General features: G+C 60.5%; 24 protein-coding genes. 4 read left to right on the forward strand and 20 right to left on the reverse strand.

Features of this window, described 5'->3' with window-relative positions:
- Position 1: 1 nt before the first annotated feature.
- Together AC13Q5_RS02300 and AC13Q5_RS02305 are read right to left on the reverse strand one after the other, a co-directional pair.
- A complete protein-coding gene (locus AC13Q5_RS02300; RefSeq protein ID WP_075852358.1) occupies positions 2-1,318 on the reverse strand; it encodes a replication-associated recombination protein A in 1,317 nt (438 codons plus the stop codon).
- A complete protein-coding gene (locus tag AC13Q5_RS02305) occupies positions 1,315-2,718 on the reverse strand; it encodes a DegQ family serine endoprotease (protein WP_488500762.1) in 1,404 nt (467 codons plus the stop codon). The genes AC13Q5_RS02300 and AC13Q5_RS02305 overlap by 4 nt, the downstream gene beginning before the upstream one ends.
- A 175-nt stretch (positions 2,719-2,893) precedes the next feature.
- On the opposite strand from AC13Q5_RS02305, the gene AC13Q5_RS02310 reads away from it, so the two are divergent.
- The gene (locus AC13Q5_RS02310) at positions 2,894-3,241 is read left to right on the forward strand and encodes a lysozyme inhibitor LprI family protein (RefSeq protein ID WP_488500763.1); all 348 of its coding nucleotides are present in this window, start codon (positions 2,894-2,896) and stop codon (positions 3,239-3,241) included.
- Positions 3,242-3,453: 212 nt separating this feature from the next.
- Here AC13Q5_RS02310 and ilvD read toward each other — a convergent pair whose 3' ends face one another.
- A complete protein-coding gene (ilvD, locus tag AC13Q5_RS02315; RefSeq protein ID WP_457878499.1) occupies positions 3,454-5,292 on the reverse strand; it encodes a dihydroxy-acid dehydratase in 1,839 nt (612 codons plus the stop codon).
- A 337-nt stretch (positions 5,293-5,629) separates the two neighbouring features.
- Between ilvD and msrP the strand changes: the two genes are divergently transcribed.
- Positions 5,630-6,580, forward strand: a complete 951-nt coding sequence (gene msrP / locus AC13Q5_RS02320) for a protein-methionine-sulfoxide reductase catalytic subunit MsrP (protein WP_075852355.1) — start codon at positions 5,630-5,632, stop codon at positions 6,578-6,580.
- On the forward strand, positions 6,580-7,233 hold the full coding sequence (gene msrQ / locus AC13Q5_RS02325; RefSeq protein WP_075852354.1) for a protein-methionine-sulfoxide reductase heme-binding subunit MsrQ: 654 nt from the start codon (positions 6,580-6,582) through the stop codon (positions 7,231-7,233). Before msrP ends, msrQ begins: the two co-directional genes overlap by 1 nt.
- Before the next feature lie 31 nt (positions 7,234-7,264).
- Here the strand turns inward: msrQ and AC13Q5_RS02330 are convergent, their stop codons facing one another.
- The 5 genes from AC13Q5_RS02330 to AC13Q5_RS02350 form a co-directional block, all read right to left on the reverse strand.
- Entirely contained in the window at positions 7,265-8,155 is an 891-nt protein-coding gene (locus AC13Q5_RS02330) for an efflux RND transporter periplasmic adaptor subunit (RefSeq protein WP_488500764.1), read from the reverse strand.
- Positions 8,152-8,361 carry a DUF1656 domain-containing protein gene (locus AC13Q5_RS02335; protein ID WP_075852352.1) on the reverse strand — a complete coding sequence of 70 codons (210 nt, stop codon included), beginning with the start codon at positions 8,359-8,361 and terminating at the stop codon, positions 8,152-8,154. The genes AC13Q5_RS02330 and AC13Q5_RS02335 overlap by 4 nt, the downstream gene beginning before the upstream one ends.
- Before the next feature lie 4 nt (positions 8,362-8,365).
- On the reverse strand, positions 8,366-10,438 hold the full coding sequence (locus tag AC13Q5_RS02340; RefSeq protein WP_488500765.1) for an FUSC family protein: 2,073 nt from the start codon (positions 10,436-10,438) through the stop codon (positions 8,366-8,368).
- Positions 10,435-10,911, reverse strand: coding sequence for a MarR family winged helix-turn-helix transcriptional regulator (locus AC13Q5_RS02345; RefSeq protein ID WP_488500766.1), 477 nt, complete (start codon positions 10,909-10,911; stop codon positions 10,435-10,437). The genes AC13Q5_RS02340 and AC13Q5_RS02345 overlap by 4 nt, the downstream gene beginning before the upstream one ends.
- 147 nt (positions 10,912-11,058) lie before the next feature.
- Positions 11,059-11,697: a TetR/AcrR family transcriptional regulator gene (locus tag AC13Q5_RS02350; RefSeq protein WP_083961302.1), complete on the reverse strand. Its 639-nt coding sequence runs from the start codon at positions 11,695-11,697 to the stop codon at positions 11,059-11,061.
- A gap of 71 nt (positions 11,698-11,768) precedes the next feature.
- Here AC13Q5_RS02350 and AC13Q5_RS02355 point away from each other — a divergent pair, with 71 nt between their 5' ends.
- A complete protein-coding gene (locus tag AC13Q5_RS02355; RefSeq protein WP_488500767.1) occupies positions 11,769-12,287 on the forward strand; it encodes a DinB family protein in 519 nt (172 codons plus the stop codon).
- 19 nt (positions 12,288-12,306) lie between these two features.
- On the opposite strand, the gene AC13Q5_RS02360 is transcribed toward AC13Q5_RS02355, so the two are convergent.
- The 12 genes from AC13Q5_RS02360 to rplR all read right to left on the reverse strand — a co-directional run bounded on the left by AC13Q5_RS02360 (position 12,307) and on the right by rplR (position 20,959).
- Positions 12,307-13,500 (reverse strand): phosphotransferase family protein, encoded by a 1,194-nt coding sequence (locus tag AC13Q5_RS02360; RefSeq protein ID WP_488500768.1) that lies wholly within the window; start codon positions 13,498-13,500, stop codon positions 12,307-12,309.
- Positions 13,501-13,690: 190 nt separating this feature from the next.
- Positions 13,691-14,101 carry a ribosomal maturation YjgA family protein gene (locus tag AC13Q5_RS02365; protein ID WP_488500769.1) on the reverse strand — a complete coding sequence of 137 codons (411 nt, stop codon included), beginning with the start codon at positions 14,099-14,101 and terminating at the stop codon, positions 13,691-13,693.
- A gap of 171 nt (positions 14,102-14,272) precedes the next feature.
- Positions 14,273-14,695 carry a 50S ribosomal protein L17 gene (gene rplQ / locus AC13Q5_RS02370; RefSeq protein WP_015339614.1) on the reverse strand — a complete coding sequence of 141 codons (423 nt, stop codon included), beginning with the start codon at positions 14,693-14,695 and terminating at the stop codon, positions 14,273-14,275.
- Positions 14,696-14,743: 48 nt separating this feature from the next.
- Positions 14,744-15,754 (reverse strand): DNA-directed RNA polymerase subunit alpha, encoded by a 1,011-nt coding sequence (locus AC13Q5_RS02375; RefSeq protein ID WP_047634789.1) that lies wholly within the window; start codon positions 15,752-15,754, stop codon positions 14,744-14,746.
- Positions 15,755-15,857: 103 nt separating this feature from the next.
- Entirely contained in the window at positions 15,858-16,247 is a 390-nt protein-coding gene (gene rpsK / locus AC13Q5_RS02380; RefSeq protein ID WP_004118426.1) for a 30S ribosomal protein S11, read from the reverse strand.
- A gap of 131 nt (positions 16,248-16,378) precedes the next feature.
- A complete protein-coding gene (gene rpsM / locus AC13Q5_RS02385) occupies positions 16,379-16,747 on the reverse strand; it encodes a 30S ribosomal protein S13 (protein ID WP_004118424.1) in 369 nt (122 codons plus the stop codon).
- Between the two features lie 217 nt (positions 16,748-16,964).
- Positions 16,965-17,615: an adenylate kinase gene (locus AC13Q5_RS02390; protein ID WP_488500770.1), complete on the reverse strand. Its 651-nt coding sequence runs from the start codon at positions 17,613-17,615 to the stop codon at positions 16,965-16,967.
- Positions 17,612-18,952, reverse strand: a complete 1,341-nt coding sequence (secY, locus tag AC13Q5_RS02395) for a preprotein translocase subunit SecY (protein ID WP_075852346.1) — start codon at positions 18,950-18,952, stop codon at positions 17,612-17,614. Before secY ends, AC13Q5_RS02390 begins: the two co-directional genes overlap by 4 nt.
- A gap of 226 nt (positions 18,953-19,178) precedes the next feature.
- Entirely contained in the window at positions 19,179-19,652 is a 474-nt protein-coding gene (gene rplO / locus AC13Q5_RS02400) for a 50S ribosomal protein L15 (protein WP_075852345.1), read from the reverse strand.
- Between the two features lie 17 nt (positions 19,653-19,669).
- Complete coding sequence (gene rpmD / locus AC13Q5_RS02405; protein WP_007690786.1) at positions 19,670-19,882, reverse strand: 50S ribosomal protein L30; 213 nt, start codon at positions 19,880-19,882, stop codon at positions 19,670-19,672.
- Positions 19,883-19,895: 13 nt separating this feature from the next.
- Complete coding sequence (gene rpsE, locus AC13Q5_RS02410) at positions 19,896-20,465, reverse strand: 30S ribosomal protein S5 (protein WP_004118414.1); 570 nt, start codon at positions 20,463-20,465, stop codon at positions 19,896-19,898.
- A gap of 131 nt (positions 20,466-20,596) precedes the next feature.
- Positions 20,597-20,959 (reverse strand): 50S ribosomal protein L18, encoded by a 363-nt coding sequence (gene rplR, locus AC13Q5_RS02415; RefSeq protein ID WP_004118412.1) that lies wholly within the window; start codon positions 20,957-20,959, stop codon positions 20,597-20,599.
- Positions 20,960-20,966: the final 7 nt, after the last annotated feature.

Below are 20,966 nucleotides of genomic sequence, written 5' to 3' on the forward strand. Positions count from 1 at the left end.
TTTAGCGCTCGCCGCGCTCCTTGCGCAGCTTCGACCACCAATCCAGTCGCTTGCGGATCTCCCGCTCGAAACCGCGCTCCGGCGGATCGTAGAAGGTCTGGCGGCCCATTTTTTCAGGAAAATAATTCTGACCTGAAAACGCATCCGGCTCGTCATGGTCGTAGCGATAGCCGTCGCCATAGCCTTCGGTGCGCATGAGTTTCGTCGGCGCATTGAGGATATGCTTCGGCGGCAACAGCGAGCCATTCTGCTTGGCTGCCTGTGTCGCAGCCTTGAAAGCCGTGTAGACGGCATTCGATTTAGGCGCGGTCGCGAGATAGACGCAGGCCTGTGCCAGCGCCAATTCGCCTTCCGGCGACCCGAGATAATCATAGGCGTCCTTGGCAGCATTGCAGATCACCAGGGCCTGCGGATCGGCAAGCCCGATATCCTCCACCGCCATGCGCACCAGCCGGCGCCCGAGATAGAGCGGATCCTCGCCGGCATCGAACATGCGAGCGAGATAATAAAGTGCGGCATCGGGGTCGGAACCACGAACGGATTTATGCAGCGCCGAAATCAGATTGTAATGGCCGTCCTGCGCCTTGTCATAGACCGGGGCGCGGCGCTGGACGATCTTGACCAGCATGTCGGGATCGAAAAGCTCGTCCTTGCGCGCGGCGCGCCAGACTTCTTCCGCCAGCGTCAGCACCGAACGGCCATCGCCATCGGCCATGCGGATCAGGCTGGCGCGGGCATCCTCCGTCAACGGCAGCGGCTTGCCTTCCACCGTCTCGGCCCGGCGCAGCAGTTCTTCCAGGCTTTCCTCATCATGCGAGCGAAACGTCAGGACACGGGCGCGGGAGAGAAGAGCGGCGTTGAGCTCGAAGGACGGATTTTCCGTCGTAGCCCCAACGAGAATGACGGTGCCGTCTTCCATGACCGGCAGGAAGCTATCCTGCTGGGCGCGATTGAAGCGATGGATCTCGTCGACGAACAGCAGGGTCTGACGGCCATCCATGCGCCGCAGCCTCGCCGCCTCGAAGACCTTCTTCAGATCGGCAACACCGGAGAAAATCGCCGAAATCTGCTCGAAGGCGAGACCCGCCTCGCCCGAAAGCAGCCTGGCCACCGTCGTCTTGCCGGTGCCGGGCGGCCCCCAGAAGATCATCGATCCGAGCGAACCCGCCTCGATCATCCGGCGCAACACGCCGTCCTCGCCGGTCAGATGTTCCTGGCCGGTGACTTCGGCCAATGTTTGCGGCCGCAGGCGATCGGCGAGAGGCCGCTTGTTGGCGACCTCCTCCGGTATCCGCGGTGCAAACAGATCATCGCTCATCGGAAGAACTGCCGGATACGCTGGCCGTCACGCTCGATCTCGACGCGCCAGAAGCTTGGGTTTGACGTGACGGTCTTCTGAAGGATTTCCGTGGTGTTGATCGCGACGCCATTGATGGAGATAACGATATCGCGGGCGGCAAATCCAAGGCGGTCAGCCGGCGAATTCTGCTTCAGGCTCTCGATGACGACGCCGGTGGAATCCGGCGGCATATGCAGATCATCGGCGACACGTGGCGAGAGGTTGGCAACGGTCGCGCCGGAGAAGGGATTGTTGCCCTCGATCACCCGCTCGTCGCGCGGCGTCGATTCCGGAGCTGCGGCAAGCGTCATCGTGGCCTGATGCTCCTTGCCATTGTCGAGCACCGTCAACGACACGGTAGCGCCGAGACCTGCCGTGGTCAGGCGGTAGCCGAGCGCGTCGGGATGTTCGATCGAGATATTGTTCAAGGCCGTGATCACTTCACCGGGCTTGAGGCCCGCCTTGGCCGCTGGGCCGCCGTCGACCACCTTCGTCACCAGCGCACCGCGCACCTTATCAAGGCCGAGCGCTTCGGCGACGTCGGAAGTCACCGGCTCGAAGGAGGCGCCGATATAGGGGCGCTCGAAGGACTTATCGCCGCGATCGGCGGCAGCGAGGAAGACTTTGACCAGATTGGCGGGAATGGCAAAACCGATACCGTTGGAGCCGCCGCCCTGGGAGAAGATCGCCGTGTTGAGCCCGATCAGCTCGCCGGTCATGTTGACGAGCGCGCCACCGGAGTTGCCGGGGTTGATCGAGGCATCGGTCTGGATGAAGAAGCCGACTTCGTTCTTCACCTGATTGCGGGCAAGTGCCGAGACGATACCGCTCGTAACCGTCTGTCCCACGCCGAAGGGATTGCCGATCGCCAGCACGAGATCGCCGACCTCGATACCATCCGAGTTGCCGAGCGGCAGAACCGGGAAGGTCTCGTTCTTCGACTGGATCTTCAAGACGGCCAGATCGACGCGATCATCCTTCAGAATGACCTTGCAGGGAAATTCGCGGCCATCCGAAAGCGCGATCTTGATGTCATCGGCACCATCGACGACGTGGTTGTTGGTGATGACGGTGCCATTCGCCTCCACGATGACACCCGAGCCCAGCGACGACTGCTTCTCCGTGCGATTCGGCATGCGCTGGCCGAAAAACTGCTCGAAGAAGGGGTCGCCGGCGAAGGGCGACTGACGCTGTACGACGCGCTCGGCATAGACGTTCACCACGGCGCCGGAGGTCTGCTTGACCAGCGGAGCGAAGGAAAGCTGCATCTGCGTCTGGCTTTCCGGCAGCGTCTTTGCCGTCTGAGCCCCAGCGGAAAGCGGCATCGCCACGACGAGGGCAATCATCGAAACGGCGGTGCGCTTCAGGAGGACATGCATGGAAATTTCCCTTTTTAATTCTCTTTAAACAACGTTGTAGCGCCCGACGCTAGAAAGAAAAGAGGGCGGAACCATGAAGCATAAATGGAAGTTTGCGGCGATAAAAAACAGGCTCGCTGAACAAAAACATGCTGTCATGCATTTCGCGTTGGGAATCGTCAAAAGGGAACCGGATATGCGATTGAACCATCTTGCCGCCGCCACTTTCTTCATTTCGCTGGGTGTGGCCGGCACCTCCCATGCCGCCAGTTTCGATTGCGAGGCGCAGAACCTGAAGCCGGACGAAAAGACGATCTGCGATGTGCGTGCCCTTAACGACGCCGACGTGAGGATGGTGACGACCTTCGACCTGCTCTCCGGCCTTCTGGCAATGGGCGCGCGCGGCACGATGCAGGACCAGCAGACCGAATGGCTGAAGAAGCGGCAGGCCTGCGGGGCCGATGTCGCTTGCCTGACTACGTCCTATCAGGAGCGTCAGAAAGAGCTGAACGACGCGTACAAGCAGATCAATCGACCGCTGTAAATTCGTAGTACGCTTTGGGTTTAAAAGGTTGCCGCGTAAGTCCCCTCTCCCCGCCTGCGGGGAGAGGGCTAGGGTGAGGGGCAAGCGCAGGGACAGATAAGTTCTGCCGTTGCGATAAAGCTCGAAAGCCCCTCATCCGTCCTCTCGCGGCCGAGCTCCGCTCGTCCGTTCGAGTCCACCTTCTCCCCGCTGCGCAGGGCGAAGGGGCTTGGTTATTTTCCACCCAAATCGCGAACTGCACCACGATCCGCGCTCGTGGCAAAAGCGGCGTAAGCCTTCAAGGCCGTGGTGACGTTGCGCTTGCGCGGTTCTGCCGGATGCCAGCCCTTGGCGTTCTGAGCTTCGCGGCGAGCGGCAAGTTCCTTGTCATCGACGCGCAGGCTGATCGTGCGGTTCGGAATGTCGATGTCGATCATATCGCCTTCGCGCACCAGACCGATCGTGCCGCCATTGGCCGCTTCCGGTGAAGCATGGCCGATCGAGAGACCCGAGGTGCCGCCGGAGAAGCGGCCGTCAGTGATCAGCGCGCACGCCTTGCCGAGGCCCTTAGACTTCAGGTAGCTCGTCGGATAGAGCATTTCCTGCATGCCGGGGCCGCCCTTCGGGCCTTCATAGCGGATGACGACGACGTCGCCGGCCTTGATCTCGTTGCTGAGGATGGCCTTGACGGACGCGTCCTGGCTCTCGAAGACCCTAGCAGGACCGGAGAATTTCAGGATCGATTCATCAACGCCGGCCGTCTTCACGATGCAGCCGTCGAGCGCCAGATTGCCCTTGAGAACGGCCAGACCGCCATCCTTGGAGAAAGGATGCTCGACGGAACGGATGACGCCCTTCTCGCGGTCAGTGTCGAGCTCATCCCAGCGGGAGCTCTGGCTGAATGCAACCTGCGTCGGAACGCCGCCCGGAGCCGCGCGGAAGAACTCGCGCACGCTTTCGCTATTGGTGCGGGTGATATCCCAGCGGTCGATGGCGTCGCCGAGCGTTTCGGCATGAACGGTCGGGCAATCACGATTGATCAGGCCGCCCTTATCGAGCTCGCCGAGGATCGACATGATGCCGCCGGCGCGGTGCACGTCTTCCATGTGAACGTCGCTCTTGGCGGGTGCGACCTTGGAGAGGCATGGCACGCGGCGCGACAGCGCATCGATGTCGGCCATGGTAAAGTCAATCTCGCCCTCATGCGCGGCCGCCAGGATGTGCAGCACGGTGTTGGTCGAGCCGCCCATGGCGATATCGAGCGACATGGCGTTTTCGAATGCTTGCTTCGAGGCCACGTTGCGCGGCAAGATCGTCGCATCGTCCTGCTCGTAGTAGCGGCGAGCGAGATCGACGACCAGGTGGCCGGCTTCGACGAAGAGACGCTTGCGGTCGGCGTGGGTTGCGAGCGTCGAGCCGTTGCCCGGCAGCGACAGACCGAGCGCCTCGGTCAGGCAGTTCATCGAATTGGCGGTGAACATGCCCGAGCACGAGCCGCAGGTCGGACAGGCGGAGCGCTCGATGACCTGGACGTCTTCGTCGCTGATCTTGTCGTCAGCCGCGGCGACCATGGCATCGACCAGGTCGAGGGCGACCTTCTTGCCATGCAGAACGACCTTGCCGGCTTCCATCGGGCCGCCGGACACGAAGACCGTCGGGATATTGAGGCGCAGCGAGGCCATCAGCATGCCGGGGGTGATCTTGTCGCAGTTCGAAATGCAGACCATGGCGTCGGCGCAATGGGCATTGACCATGTATTCGACGCTGTCGGCGATCAGCTCGCGCGACGGCAGCGAATAGAGCATGCCGTCATGGCCCATGGCGATACCGTCATCGACGGCGATGGTGTTGAATTCCTTGGCTACGCCGCCGGCCGCTTCGATTTCGCGGGCGACGAGCTGGCCGAGATCCTTGAGATGAACGTGGCCGGGCACGAACTGAGTGAAGGAGTTGACCACTGCAATAATAGGCTTGCCGAAATCGCTGTCCTTCATACCCGTCGCACGCCAAAGGCCGCGCGCGCCGGCCATGTTGCGGCCGTGGGTGGTGGTTCTGGAACGATAAGCTGGCATGGTGTCTTCCTCGTCATCCTGGAATTTGTGCGGCGTCGGCAGGGCTCGAGGCTCGAGCCGAAGGGGACGCCGGCAACTCCGCTTTTTGGAATTGTCCTAATCCAATCGTGCAATACTGTCACTATCAACTCAAGCGAATCCGGTACGCTGCGGGACAAGCACCGCGTCCGGGCAAACAAGCGTCAAGACCACAATTGGGAACGAAGCAGCCTGTTCACAAGCACACACAAAAAGTTGCTTTCACTTCCAAAGAAATGCCTGCCTAAGAGTGTAACAAAATCCGCGTCCGCTGCGTATGGCTGATATCGACGCTGTTACCGCATAGAGGAATTGCTCCATGGCCTCCTTCCGCCCACCGAAAATCACATCCTCCGAGATCACGCCCCGCTCGATCTATCTGAAGCGCCGCGACTTCCTGACGGTGGCGGCAGCCGGTATCGGCATGGCGGCGATCGGCGGTAAGGCAGCGATGGCCGACGCGCTGACGGCGACCAAGAGCAACTATACGGTCAACGAGAAGCTGACACCGATCAAGGACGTCACCACCTACAACAACTTCTACGAATTCGGCCTCGACAAGGCCGATCCGGCCAACCTCTCGGGCAAGTTCAAGCCTAGGCCCTGGACGATCAAGGTCGACGGCATGGTCAACAAGCCCGGCACCTTCGATGTCGATGCGCTGATCAAGGAATTTCCGCCGGAAGAGCGCGTCTATCGCATGCGCTGTGTCGAAGCCTGGTCGATGGTCATCCCCTGGGACGGTTTCCAGCTGTCGGCTCTGCTCGACAAGGTGGAGCCGCAGAGCAGCGCCAAATTCGTAGCCTTTGAGACCGTCGTGCGGCCGGAGGAAATGCCGGGGCAGTCGGGCGTCTTCCAATCGCTGGACTGGCCCTATGTCGAGGGCCTACGCCTGGACGAAGCCCGCAATCCCCTCACGCTGCTTGCCGTCGGCCTTTATGGCGAGACCCTGCCCAACCAGAACGGCGCACCGATCCGGCTCGTCGTGCCATGGAAATATGGCTTCAAGGGCATCAAGTCGATCGTTCGTATCACGCTCACCGACAAGCAGCCGGTGAATACGTGGCAGGCAACGAACAGCCAGGAATATGGCTTCTACGCCAACGTCAATCCGGCCGTCGACCATCCGCGCTGGAGCCAGGCAACGGAACGGCGCATCGGCGAAGGCGGCTTTTTCGGCTCAAACCGCCACCCCACCCTGCCCTTCAACGGCTATGCCGATCAGGTCGCCAGCCTCTATAGCGGCATGGACCTCAGGGTGAATTTCTAATGGCTCTTTCCTTCGCCCTGCCCAAACGCTGGCAGCCTGCCTCCGTCTGGGCGCTCTATGTCGTCGGGCTTCTGCCTGCCACCTGGGAATTCTATCTCGGCGCGACCGACCAGCTTGGTGCCGATGCGGTCAAGACCTTCGAGCTTTTCCTGGGGCTATGGGCGATCCGCTTTCTGCTGCTGACGCTTGCGGTCACGCCGCTGCGCGATCTCTTCGGCTGGAACTATCTGCGCTATCGCCGCGCGCTCGGCCTGCTCTGTTTCTACTATGCGCTGATGCACCTGACCGTCTACATGGTGCTTGATCAGGCGCTCGACGTGCAAGCCGTCATCGATGACGTGCTGAAGCGGCCCTTCATCATGTTCGGCATGGCGGGCCTCGTCATGCTGCTGGCGCTCGCCGTGACTTCGAACAACTTCTCGATCAAGCGTCTCGGCAAAAAGTGGATCTGGCTGCACCGCCTCGTCTATATCGTCGCCGCCTGCGGCGCCTTGCACTTCGCCCTGTCGACCAAGGTCCTGTCGCTGGAGCAATTCATCTATATCGGCCTGCTGATCGCCATGATCCTCTACAGATCCTACAGGCCGATCATGATGGAAAGACGTCGAGCGGCGCGCAGGCCCGCTCCAGCCTCAAGTTCCAGAGCGGCCTGAAGACGACCGCCCTGTCCTTTTCAAGCTGTTGTCATTCCGCAGCGCTGGCGATCTTCGCCTGGCCCTGCTCCTGCACCTCGACGGTCGCCGTCAGGCCGGCGATCAGCTTCGTGCCATCGGGCACCTTGTCGAGGGCGATACGCACCGGTACGCGCTGCGCCAGCCGCACCCAGCTGAAGGTAGGGGTGATATTGGCAAGCAGGCTGCCGGAGGTGCGTTCGCGGTCCTCGATGCCGTAGGCGATGCTTTCGACATGGCCCGTCAGCTTCTCGGCCTGGCCCATCAGATGGATGTGGACTTCGTCGCCGACATGGATGCGCGGCAGCTTGGTTTCCTCGAAATAGCCCTCGACGCGAAGGGAATCGCTGTCGATCAGCGCCACCTTGGCGGTGCCGGCAGAGACATAGTCGCCCGGACGCAGGCTGAGGTTCGAAATCGTGCCGTTGACGGTGGCGCGCACTTCGGAGCGGTCGAGGTTCAGCTGGGCAAGCTCGCGATTGGCGGTCGCCTGACGAACGGCGGCTTCATCCTGCTGCACGGTGGTTAGCGCCTGCTCCTTCTGCTGCAAAGAGGCAGCGTCGCCGAGGCGAGCCTGCCGCGCGCTTTCGCGCTGGGCTTGCTCGAGAGCGGCATTGCTGCTTGCAAGGGCTGCATCCGCCTGTTCAAGGGCGATGGCGAAGCGGTCGCGATCGACACGGAAGAGGACATCGCCCTTCTTGACCGCCTGGTTATCCTTGACGAGGACCTCGCTGACGAGACCCGAGACGTCAGGCGCGATGCCGACGACATCGGCCCTGAGGCGCGCATCGCGCGTCCAGGGCTCGTCCATGTAGTGGCCCCAGAGCTGGCGACCGACATAGACGGCGGCAACGACGAAGATGAGTGTGACGGCCACACGGCCGATGAGTTTTAACGCGTTCATATGAAGTACCAACGAGAGACGGAGGAAACGGCGCCGAGCAGCAGGACGTAAAGCGCGAGATCGAAAAGACCGCGATGCCAGACCAGAGTGTAGACTCCGATCCATGCCAGCAGGCGTCGAAGGATGATGACGGCAAACAGCGTCACCAGCATGAGAACAAGAAGGCGCGGGATGTAGACGCCATAAAGATCGAATTCTGCGGGCATGGTATTACTCGGCGGCAATGGGAAGGTGATGGGCGATATCCGATACGGGCGGCTGCCAGCTCGCTGGCGACTCGGCATGCGGGAAGAGCGCGCGGCGAAGGCCGACGAGCGCATCGAGGCTCGCCCGGCCGGAGTGACGCCTTTCCTGTGCGACCGCCTCGAGACTATGGTCGATCGACACGCGCAGCTCGTCGGAGGGGTCCACCGCACGCTTGGCCTTAAGCCGCAAACGATAGAAATCCGATACGCCGATCAGGACTTCGCTGACCGATGTGGCGGCGGCCGGCTTCAGCTGACCACGCTCCTTCTGCAGCATCAGCACGTTGAAGCCGAGGCGGACATCGGCATAGCCGTCGACCTTCTTCAGCTCGCGATCCTCGATGCCTGCAAGGCGCGGCACAAGCTGGCCGAGGCGGTCGAGGATTCGGCCGGAGAGGCGCTCATGATCGGCACGGCGGATGCCGGCTGCGGTTTCGGCCAGATCTCTCCAGCCGGCCCGCACCAGCCGCCACGCAGCAAGCTCGGAACCGAATGGGCGGGTGAGCAAAGTCCAAACGAGAGCAAAGCCGATGCCTGCCAGTGCGGCGATCGAGCTATTGGCAAAGCTCGCGAAATCAGCGGCATAGCGATCCTGCAAGGCGATGAAGGAGGCGCCGTTTACCGCCAGCAGCATGGCGAGCATGTTCGTCTGCGGACGCGGAATCAACAAGCCCATCACCAGGAAGGGCGGTGCGAACACCAGCACCAGCATTTCGAAACCGGAGATCGACGGCAATATGCCGAAAATGTAGACGCACGCGATAACGAGGCTTACGGCGCTCCAGATGAACATCGAGGTGATGAAGGGCGCCGGCCGATCAAGCGAGGCAAAAAACGAACAGGCTACAGCCGCCATCGTAATAAAGCCTGCGCCGTCCTCCCATCCGGAATAGATCCAGAAGAAGCATGCAATCGTGATGCCGACGACGACAGCGCCAGCCGAGAAGGCCAGCAGCGCATAGTCATAGTGCCTGATATGGGCGACGACATTGCGGTGGCGGAAGGCCGGACGCCAGGTGCCGATCTGCTGACCGGACATGATCTGATCGCGCAGCGTGAGGCAATCCTGCCAGAGGTCGACGATTTCCTTCAGGCGCGCCAGAGCGCTCGACCGGACGAGATCATCCCAACCGAGATCAAGATCGTTGTCCTGCAGCTCCTCAATCTTCTTCGACAGGGTGTCTGCGGTTTCGTCAACCTTGCAACGACCACCCTGCCCCAGCCAGTCGGCCACATCGTTCAGCACAGTGACCAGTTCCTGCGGCAATGGCTTTCCGCCGGCCTTCAGCGCATGCAGACGGTCGGCAAGGGACGAGAAGAGCGGCAGCAGCATCAAGAGACGACCGCGCAGCTCGCGCGAATGGCGGACAATATCGCGGCTGCCGGCATCATATTTGAGCTGGCTGATGACGAGATCGAGGCCGGAGACATCCGCAGCAAGCTTCTGGCGCTTCAAAGGCGTCGCGGGAGAAGCGCCCTCGCCGCGCAAGATCTCATCGGCCCAGGTGCCGGCATCATCGAGCCAGGAGCCGATGCGCTGGCCAAGTACGGTGCCGACACTGCTCGGAAAGACAATGGCGCTGACGACGCTCGCGCAGACGATGCCGATGATGATCTCCTCGGAGCGGGCGAGCGCCACATCGAATATGGTTTCCGGTGAGCCGACGGTCGGCAGCGCGATCAGCGGCAGCGAATATCCGGCCAGCATGAACACATAGCTGCGCGAGGTGCGATCGAGCATGGAGATGAACAGCAAGGTACCGGTCCACAGCGCGACGACGACGGAGAGCAGTTCCGGCGCGTTGACGAACAGCGGAACGAGGATCACCGATGCGGTGGCGCCGACGAGCGTGCCCAACGCACGATAGAGCCCCTTGGAACTCGTTGCCCCGGCAAGAGGATTGGCGACCACATAGACGGCGGCCATCGCCCAGTAAGGGCGCGGCAGGTCCAGCGACAGCGCGATGAACAGCGCCATGATCGCAGCAATGAAGGCTTTGACCGAAAACAGCCAGTCGCGCCAGGATGGGATGCTCATAAGACTTTCTCCCGCTCCGGCTCTGCATCAGCTGCCGTTGGCGCCTCGAACTCCTCGAACGCCTTCAGTACGCGGATGGCGGCTTCGATATCCGCCTGGGCGACATTGGCAAGGATCTTGCCGCGCAGCCCGTCCAGGGCGTCCTCCATGCGGGAGGCCAGCTTTTCACCCTCCGGCGTCAGCCACAGGCCTTTCGCGCGCCGATCCGTCGGATCGTCCTTGCGGATGACGAGATCCATGCTTTCGAGCTGATCGAGCAGGCGAACCAGGGACGGGCCTTCGATGCCAATATAGGTGGCGAGAACCACCTGCCGCACACCTCCTCCCAGACGACCGATCCACAGCAGCGGCGCGGCCACGGCCTCGGATATGCCATGAGAGCTCAGCGTGATGTCGACGACCCGGCGCCACTGGCGGCCGGTCGTGAGCAGATTGGCGGTGAATATGCGCTGTATGGCGTTTAACGATTTCATAGGATTCTATTAGCACTAAACTAATTAGGATTCAAATTATTATGACCCAAAGCGCTATATGAAATGCGAAATGCAGCTATGCGAATATTGATGAGCGACAGGTGGATATGTCGGGAATAGCCAGCAATGGACAGCCTGGCGGATCGTTCAAATCCTCGCTTGTCGATCGATACCGCCGAGATAGGAGCAGATCATCCTGACCAGTTCCTGCTTCAGATCGGGCGAATCGAGCGTGCCTTTCCGCGCTCCGTTGTGGATCACGCCTTCGACCATGCCGGATAGAACCTGCGCGAGGACGTCATTGGAAGGACCCGAGCCAACGCGGCGATGGATAGCGACAAAATCTCTGTAGTACCGTTGATAGTCGGCCAGGAACGTATCATGGGCCGACCTGGAGCCCTCAAATCCTGGCACCTCATCCAGAAGCACCCGGTGAAGTTCTGGATTAAGGCCATGAGCGTCGATCATGCCCTGAACCAATGCATCCGCGCCCTGCTTCAGCGGCAGGTCGGCTACAGCCACCTGACGCAGGACGGCGAGGACTTCGTCGAAATGGCGGCGCCTTATCGCTTCGACCAGGGAGAGCTTGTCCGGAAAATACTGGTAGAGCGACCCGATGCTGATGCCGGCGACGGCCGCGACGATATTCGTCGTGAAGCCAGCCCATCCACGGTCACCCAAAACGCGAGCACCCGCTTCGACGATGGCATCCACCGTCGCCCGGGAACGCGCCTGCGTCGGCTCCTTCCGCATCGGCGGACGCTGCTTTTGAATGCGAGTAGACATGCGCTCAGTCCTTCATGAAAATGTGAGCAGATTACTCGCTTTCTTCCATCCGATGAAAGGCCAAACTCATCATGAGCGAAATGTCATTGCTGCGAACGCTTTTCCGCTATCAAGCCTGGGCGAACGAGGAGCTGCTCGACGCCATCGGCCGCCTCGATCCGGACCGCCATGACAAGGAGCGCCATCTCTGCATACGGCTGATGAATCACTCGCTGGTCGTCGGCCGCATATTTGCGGCGCACCTCACTGGACAGGCCCATGGCTATACGGACGACAACACACCCGAGACACCCGCCCTGCCCGAGCTTCGCGCGGCGCTTACGGCATCCGATTACTGGTATCTGAACTACCTCGAAACCATCAGTACAGAGCTTCTGTCCGAAGCCGTACCCTTCATCTTCACGGATGGCGACCGCGGCCGCATGACACGCGAGGAGATGCTTCTTCACGTCGCCACGCATGGAGGCTACCACCGAGGCGAAATCGGCCGCCTGCTGGCGCAGCTCTCCATCACGCCGCCCTGGGATACGCTCGCGGTCCATCTTCACCGCAGCGAACCATCGCGACGGCTGGCGATGGCGGCGGAGTAATATGAGCTCTACCTTGCATTCAACTGGATTTTTTGAGTAGAGCCGCGGTATCGCGTAACCAGCCGGCCGGATCGTCGCGGTGATAGATCCGCTCCGACGGCTCGATATTGTCGAGGAAACGCCGATAGATCACGGCGCGCCTTGCCATGGCAATCGGCGCGAGCAGCTCGGCGGCGCGCGCGGGGTTACTGCCGGATACCCGGGCCAGCCACTCGCGATTCCAATGATCCTTGATCGTCTCGACGTATTCCTGTGCCATCCCGTCGAGAAAGGCGGACTGATCGAGCAAGGGGTGACCGATACCGCTGTCGCCCCAATCCAGCAGCGTGAGCGCCCCTTCCGTGCCGCGAAAATTGCCGGGATGGCAGTCGCCATGAACGAGTGTATCCGGCAAGCCGCAGGCATGGATTTCGGCAAACAAGGCCGGAAGACCTTGCACAAAGCGCTGTAGCGTCACGCGTTCGTCCTCCGACAGCTCTTCGCTTGTCCGCCGCACAACCTCGGCGATTTCAAAGCACAGGCTCTGGCCACACCAATCAGGCAAGCCCATCATGCGCAATTCCTCGACGCGATCGATCCACGAAGCCTGTATTTCGACGAGCAGTGTCACCATGGCGAGCAATTGCAGCAATGTCGCCTCATACAAGTCGTCGCCGGGGATCTCCGCAATCAGAACGCGCCCGTATTCGTCGTGACCATACAATGTTGGGACATGATGACCGGACAAGGCGTTGATGACGCGACCCTCATGCGCCAGAAACGGCGGCACGACTTTCAGCCAGCCCGATTGCGCACCGAGTGGTATGCGCCAGACGCTGGAAAGGTTCCAGGTGCGAATCTGGATAGGCTTTGCCGTGGGTGCCAAGCCATGTCCGACGAGCACTCGCGCCGCCCAATCGAGATCGGCGTCAGGACCGCCGGGTTCGGCATAGGCTTGGCGCAAGGGGTGAGCCTCGAGCTTTCCTGCCCAGGCGTCCGCCGGCACGGGTTGCGCAATCTCGGCGAGATAGGTGACCTCGCCACCCGGTGCCCGGTCGCGAGAGGCCTCGAGCAGGCGCAGGATCGTCACATCGATGCCATGACGGTCACGCGCGGCGCGCACGACAGATTCCACTTCCTGCCACCAGGGAACCTCGACTGGAATCGGCGCGAGACAACCGACCACGGTGCCATCAGGTGTCACCAGCACCAATCGTGCCGTGCGCGACGGCACCGTTGTCTCCTCCTGGTTCTCCATCCTTACGCGCCCTTTTCGCTAACATGCCGCATACGCCCCTGCCAATTCCACCCTACCCTGCAAAGGCACCATCTCTGCTACCCTAGCGACAGCAATGCGGCAAGCCGAACAATGCCCGTTCAGCCGCCATTCCGCAGCGCCTGGCTGTGAAATTCGGAAAAAAGCATCAAGCTACTGGCGTGGTCCGTGACAGGACCCGATCAATCGCCAGCGCCGCCACGATACCCATGGCATAGGCCAGAATATTCCAGGGCGAGAACACTCTTCCGAGCAACAGGGCACCGGCTGTGGTCAATCGAAAGGCGTCGAGACCCGGCGTATGCCACAGCCTGAAGAGCTCCACGGCGACCGCAATGACTAGCGCCGCCACGGCAATTCTGAAACACCCTGATAACAGGAATATCGTTGCCAGGAGCCAATAGACCATCGCTCCCCACAACAACGAGCCGCCATATTTGACGACCACAAAGGGCAGATCAATCGCGTAACCATACCGCCGCAGCGCAAGACCGCCGGCGATAGTCAACAGCAGCGCAAGGAGCGGAAGCAGTCTTCCGCGTATCAATCTTTGCTGCATGTTCTGCGACGCTCCCAGTTATCTGATGCTCTTGAGCCGGATGCGACTCATCAAGCTGTTGCGATACTCCGAAGCAATCCGGAAAATTGAAAGGCCACTCCCGCGAGCCTAAACGCCAAAAGGCCGGATGATCGCTCATCCGGCCCTTCAAATTGTATCCGAAGCTTGGCCTTAAGCGGCTGCAGCTTCTTCTTCAGCGGCAACGCGAGCCTTGTCGGCTGCGCCCTTGGCATTGACGTCGCGATCGACGAATTCGACAACGGCGAGAGCGGCATTGTCGCCCTGGCGGAAGCCAGCCTTCATGATACGCAGGTAGCCGCCGTTGCGCGTGGCGTAGCGGGTTGCAATCGCATCGAACAGCTTCGAAACGACAGCAGCGTCGCGGATCTGCGAGATGGCCTGACGACGAGCGTGCAGGTCGCCGCGCTTGCCGAGAGTTACCAGCTTCTCGACGATCGGGCGAATTTCCTTCGCCTTCGGGAGCGTGGTGACGATCTGCTCATGGGTGATGAGCGAAGCTGCCATGTTGGCGAACATCGCCTTACGGTGGCTAGCGGTTCTATTCAGCTTGCGGCCGGCTTTACCGTGGCGCATTGCTATTCTCCTTCACTTGCAGGCATCATGCGCCTGCCGTTTGAAACGTTAGTACTGGTCTTCGTATCGCTTGGCGAGATCTTCGATGTTCTCGGGCGGCCATGCCGGCACTTCCATGCCGAGGTGCAGGCCCATGGAAGCGAGAACTTCCTTGATTTCGTTCAGCGACTTGCGACCAAAATTCGGCGTGCGGAGCATTTCTGCTTCGGTCTTCTGAATGAGGTCGCCGATATAGACGATGTTGTCGTTCTTCAGGCAATTTGCCGAACGAACGGACAGTTCGAGTTCGTCTACCTTCTTGAGGAGCGCCGGGTTGAAAGCGAGTTCGGTGACTGCTTCTTCTTCGGCTTCCTTCTGCGGCTCGTCGAAGTTGACGAACACGCCAAGCTGATCCTGAAGGATGCGAGCCGCGAAAGCGACGGCATCTTCACCGCTGATCGAACCATCGGTTTCGATCGACATGCTCAGCTTGTCGTAGTCGAGAACCTGTCCTTCACGGGTATTTTCAACCTTGTAGGACACCTTCTTGACCGGCGAATAGAGGCTGTCGACCGGGATGAGGCCGATCGGAGCATCTTCCGCACGATTGCGCTCGGCCGGGACATAGCCCTTGCCGTTGTTGACGGTGAATTCCATGCGGATTTCGGCGCCCTCGTCGAGCGTGCAGATGACATGCTCGGGGTTGAGGATTTCGATATCGCCGACCGTCTGGATGTCGCCAGCCGTTACAACGCCTGGGCCCTGCTTGCGGACGACCATGCGCTTGCTGTCATCGCCGTCCATCTTGATGGCGATTTCCTTGATGTTCAGCACGATGTCCGTCACGTCTTCCCGGACGCCCGGGATAGAGGAGAACTCATGCAGCACGCCGTCGATCTGCACGGCCGTCACAGCGGCGCCGCGCAGAGAGGACAGCAGAACGCGACGCAGCGCGTTACCGAGGGTGAGACCAAAGCCACGCTCCAGCGGTTCGGCCACGAGCGTTGCCTTGGTACGGCCGCTCGAGGTGAACTCGACCTTGTTGGGCTTGATCAGTTCCTGCCAGTTTTTCTGAATCATGTTTTTGCCTTCCGTTCGTTGCCACCATCCAATCGTGGCAACCGAGCTTGAGTAACACCAAGCCGGGCGCATCTACCCCGGCCGGTGTCGTGAGTGGCGATGATCAGACGCGACGCTTCTTGCGCGGGCGGCAACCATTGTGCGGAATCGGGGTCACGTCGCGGATGGACGTGATCATGAAACCAGCAGCCTGGAGGGCGCGCAGAGCGGATTCACGACCGGAGCCCGGACCGCAAACTTCAACTTCCAGCGACTTCATGCCGTGTTCCTGAGCCTTCTTGGCGCAGTCTTCAGCAGCGATCTGGGCAGCGAACGGGGTCGACTTACGCGAACCCTTGAAGCCCTTGGCACCAGCGGACGACCAGGCAATAGCATTGCCCTGTGCGTCGGTGATGGTGATCATCGTGTTGTTGAAGGTCGAGTTGACGTGTGCGACGCCCGACGTGATATTCTTGCGCTCGCGACGACGAACGCGGACGGCTTCCTTGGCCATGTTATTCCTTTCTTGGATCTCTGCACCGCCGTAATCCCAGCGGCTACACCGAAGCAGCACCCGTGGAGCACCGCTTCAAACTCAAAAGAGGCCGGCGGACCGCCAGCCTCCCAAATCCGGTTGCCCGGAAATTACTTCTTCTTACCGGCGATCGCCTTTGCCGGACCCTTGCGGGTGCGGGCATTGGTGTGCGTGCGCTGACCGCGAACCGGCAGGCCACGACGATGACGCAGGCCACGATAAGAACCAAGGTCCATAAGACGCTTGATGTTCATCGCGGTTTCGCGACGCAGGTCACCTTCGACCTGATAGTCACGATCGATGGTTTCGCGGATCTGCAAAACTTCAGCATCGGTCAACTGGTTGACGCGACGCTCGGCCGGAATACCAACCTTCTCGCAGATTTCCTGTGCAAACTTCGGTCCGATCCCGTGAATGTAACGAAGCGCAATAACTACGCGCTTTGCAGTCGGGATGTTGACGCCAGCGATACGAGCCACGCCTGTTCTCCTTGCATTCCTTTTGCCTTGGCAAAGGGTCTTGTTATGCAGCCCGGGAGCTGCTTGTTCGATGTGTGTCCGCCACATGTCAAAACGACCGTGCTCGGACTTCCCGTTGGAAATCCGCGCCGATCGCATAGCATGTCGCGAGTTGGCGCGGTGTTTAGCGGAATCAGCGCAAAAAAGCAACCGCTCCGGCAAGTTTATTTTAGGCTATCTAAAGCTTAGCCAGGATAGCCTCTATGCTGTCGGTCACATGCTCGATATCGGCCATGCCGTCGATACTCTGCAACTTGCCTTTTGCATAGTAGTAACCGATCAAGGGCGAGGTCTCCTTGTAATAGACTTGGAGACGGGTCGCCATGGTTTCGGCATTATCGTCCGGACGGCGCTTGAAATGCGTCGAACCGCATTTGTCGCAAACGCCAGCCGTTGCCGGAAGCTTGTCAGTGTCGTGATAGACGCTACCGCAGTTCGAGCAGGAGTAGCGGCCCGAAACACGGCGAATCAGTTCAGCGTCGTCGACCTTCAGCTCGATCACGATGGAGAGCTCGAGGCCCTTCGCATTGAGCATCTTTCCGGTTGCATCCGCCTGAACCAGCGTACGCGGGAAACCGTCGAGGATGAAACCCCTGGCGCAATCCGGCTGATCGATACGCTCGGAAACGATGGCGTTGACCACCTCATCCGGAACGAGCTTGCCAGCCTTCATCAGGGCGTCGGCGCGCTTGCCGACTTCCGTGCCGGCCTGAACGGCCGCGCGCAGCATATCGCCTGTGGAAAGCTGCGGAATGCCATGCTTTTCCACAATGCGCTGGGCCTGGGTCCCCTTACCTGCTCCCGGCGGCCCTAAAAGTATGAGTCTCATCGCCCCCTCTTTCCTCCACGCAACTTCGATTTCTTGATCAGGCCTTCATATTGCTGTGCGATCAGGTGACCCTGAATCTGCGCCACCGTATCCAGCGTTACGCTAACCACGATCAGAAGCGAAGTGCCACCCAGAGACAAGGGAATACCTGTCTGGGATACGAGAATTTCGGGCAGGATGCAGACGAAGACGAGATAGATCGCGCCGATGACCGTGATACGGGTCAGCACGTAATCGATATATTCGGCAGTACGCTCGCCGGGACGGATGCCCGGAATGAAGCCGCCATGCTTCTTCAGATTGTCGGCCGTGTCCTTCGGATTAAAGACCAGCGCCGTGTAGAAGAAGGCGAAGAAGGCGATCAGCGCGGCGTAAAGCACCATGTAGACCGGCTGTCCGTGACCAAGCGCGGCGACGATTGACGTGACCCAGGTCGGAAGCGCCGTGTTGTTCCCAAGTCCTGCTGCCGTTGCAGGCAGCAGCAGCAGCGAGGAGGCAAAGATCGCCGGAATAACACCCGAGGTATTGAGCTTCAGCGGCAGGTGCGACGTATCGCCCTGGAACATGCGTGTACCGACCTGGCGCTTCGGATACTGGATCAGAAGGCGACGCTGGGCGCGCTCGACGAAGACGATAAGCGCAATGACCAGAATGGCAACGACCAGCACGGCGAGAATAAGGGGCGTGGAAAGCGCACCGGTGCGGCCAAGTTCGAGCGTGCCGGCAAGAGCGGTCGGGAGACCGGCAGCAATACCCGCGAAGATGATCAGCGAGATACCGTTGCCAATACCGCGCGACGTCACCTGCTCGCCGAGCCACATCAGGAACATCGTGCCGCCGAGCAGCGTGATGACGGTGGATATGCGGAAGAACCAGCCGGGATCGACGACGACGCCGTTGCCATGCTCAAGGCCGATCGCAATGCCATAAGCCTGCAAGGCGCCGAGCAGCACCGTGCCGTAGCGGGTGTACTGGTTGATGATCTTGCGGCCCTGCTCGCCTTCCTTCTTCAGGTTTTCGAGCGACGGAACGACCGAGGTCATCAGCTGAACGATGATCGAGGCCGAAATGTACGGCATGATGCCGAGCGCGAAGATCGCCATGCGCTGCACAGCGCCGCCCGAGAACATGTTGAAGAGGCCAAGAATGCCGCCCGACTGATTCTGGAAAGCCTGAGCGTAGGCGGCAGGATTGAGGCCAGGAAGCGGAATGTGGGTGCCGAGCCGGTAAACGAGGAGAGCGCCGAGGGTAAACCACAGGCGCTTCTTGAGATCCTCGGCTTTGGCAAAGGTCGAAAAATTGAGGTTGGACGCCAATTGTTCCGCTGCAGAAGCCATGCAAATCTCCGCATCACCAATTCCGGCATAGTCGGCCGAGCCCGGAATCAGTCTGTAAATTGTTCAAAAGCCGGGCTTCGGACGGATTGCGCAGCAATCGGGCGCCTCACCCTTGGTTCCCGTTATCGATCGGAAAGACACGTGCCGCATCGATCAGATTCGTGAGGCTCACATATGGGAGCAAAATCGCCCGAAGTGAAGTCACTTCGGGCGATTATTGATAATATTATTCTGCAGCAGCGACAGCGAGCAGCTTGACGGAACCGCCAGCCTTTTCGATCTTCTCGACTGCGGTCTTGGAAGCGCCTGCAACTTCGAGAGCGAGCTTCGTCTTCAGTTCGCCGTCAGAGAGAACGCGAACGCCGTCCTTGACGCGGCGAATGACGCCAGCGGCCTTGAGAGCGGCTGCATCAACCGTGTTCTTGGCATCGAGCTTGCCGGCATCGACGGCAGCCTGGATGCGTGCCAGCGACACGACAACATAGTCGGCTGCGAAGATGTTGTTGAAGCCGCGCTTCGGCAGACGACGGTAGATGGGCATCTGACCGCCTTCGAAGCCGTTGATCGCAACGCCCGAACGAGACTTCTGACCCTTTACACCACGGCCGCCGGTCTTGCCGGAGCCGGAGCCGATGCCGCGGCCGAGGCGCTTGCGGCTGTGGGTCGAGCCTTCGTTATCCTTGATTTCATTCAGTTTCATAGCGAATTACCTCCGGCTCACTTCTCGTCGACAACGCGAACGAGATGCTGGACAGCACGGATCATGCCACGAACAGCCGGAGTATCTTCCAGCGTGCGGCGACGGTGCATCTTGTTCAGTCCGAGACCGATCAGCGTCTTCTGCTGAACATCCGGACGGCGGATCGGGCTGCCAATCTGCTCGACCGTAACGGTCGCCTTAGCTTCAGCCTTCTTGGTCGTCTTGGCCATAGGTCAAACTCCCTTATTCTTCGGAGGCGTTGCCCGAAGCGGCGCGGCGAGCCTGCAGGGTGGCATACTTGATGCCGCGCTGAGCTGCGATGTCCTTCGGGTGAACCTGGTGCTTCAGGGCGTCGAACGTGGCGCGAACCATGTTGTACGGGTTCGACGAACCGGTCGACTTGGCAACGACGTCGTGAACGCCGAGCGTTTCGAAAACGGCGCGCATCGGGCCGCCGGCGATGATACCGGTACCGACCTTGGCCGAGCGCAGCAGAACCTTGCCAGCGCCGTGGCGGCCATGAACGTCGTGATGCAGCGTACGGCCGTCGCGCAGCGGTACGAAGATCATGTCGCGCTTGGCGCTTTCGGTTGCCTTGCGGATGGCTTCCGGCACTTCGCGTGCCTTGCCATGGCCGAAGCCTACGCGGCCCTTCTGGTCGCCAACGACGACGAGAGCGGCGAAGCCGAAGCGACGGCCACCCTTAACAACCTTGGCGACGCGGTTGATCGCGACCAGCTTGTCGACGAATTCGCTATCGCGCTCTTCACGGCTCTGACGGTCTTCCCGCGGAGCCCTCTTTTCCTGTGCCATTGTCCTCTTCCTTTTTCTTTTCCGGGTGCAATCGGCAAACAAAACGAAGACCGCATGCATTCCCTTGCGGGAAACCTGCGGTCCGGTGAGTATCCGGCCGGCGTCCTTGGGATCACCGGCCGGAAATCAGATTAGAAGGTCAGGCCGCCTTCGCGGGCTGCTTCAGCCAGGGCCTTGATGCGGCCGTGGTAGATGAAAGCGCCGCGATCGAACACGACTTCCTTCACGCCGGCCTTGGAGGCGCGCTCGGCAACGAGCTTGCCAACGAGGGCTGCGGCTGCGGTATCGGCACCGGTCTTCAGAGAACCGCGCAGATCCTTGTCGAGGGTGGAGGCAGCCGCGAGGGTCTTGCCAGCCACGTCATCGATGACCTGGGCGTAGATGTTCTTCGACGAGCGATGAACCGACAGGCGCGGACGGCCATTGGCCACCGACTTGATTTGACGGCGCACGCGGTTGGCGCGACGCGCAAGTGCTTCTTTCCTGCTAGCCATTTCGCGT

The sequence above is a fragment of the Martinezella sp. CNPSo 3964 genome (genome assembly GCF_057784375.1).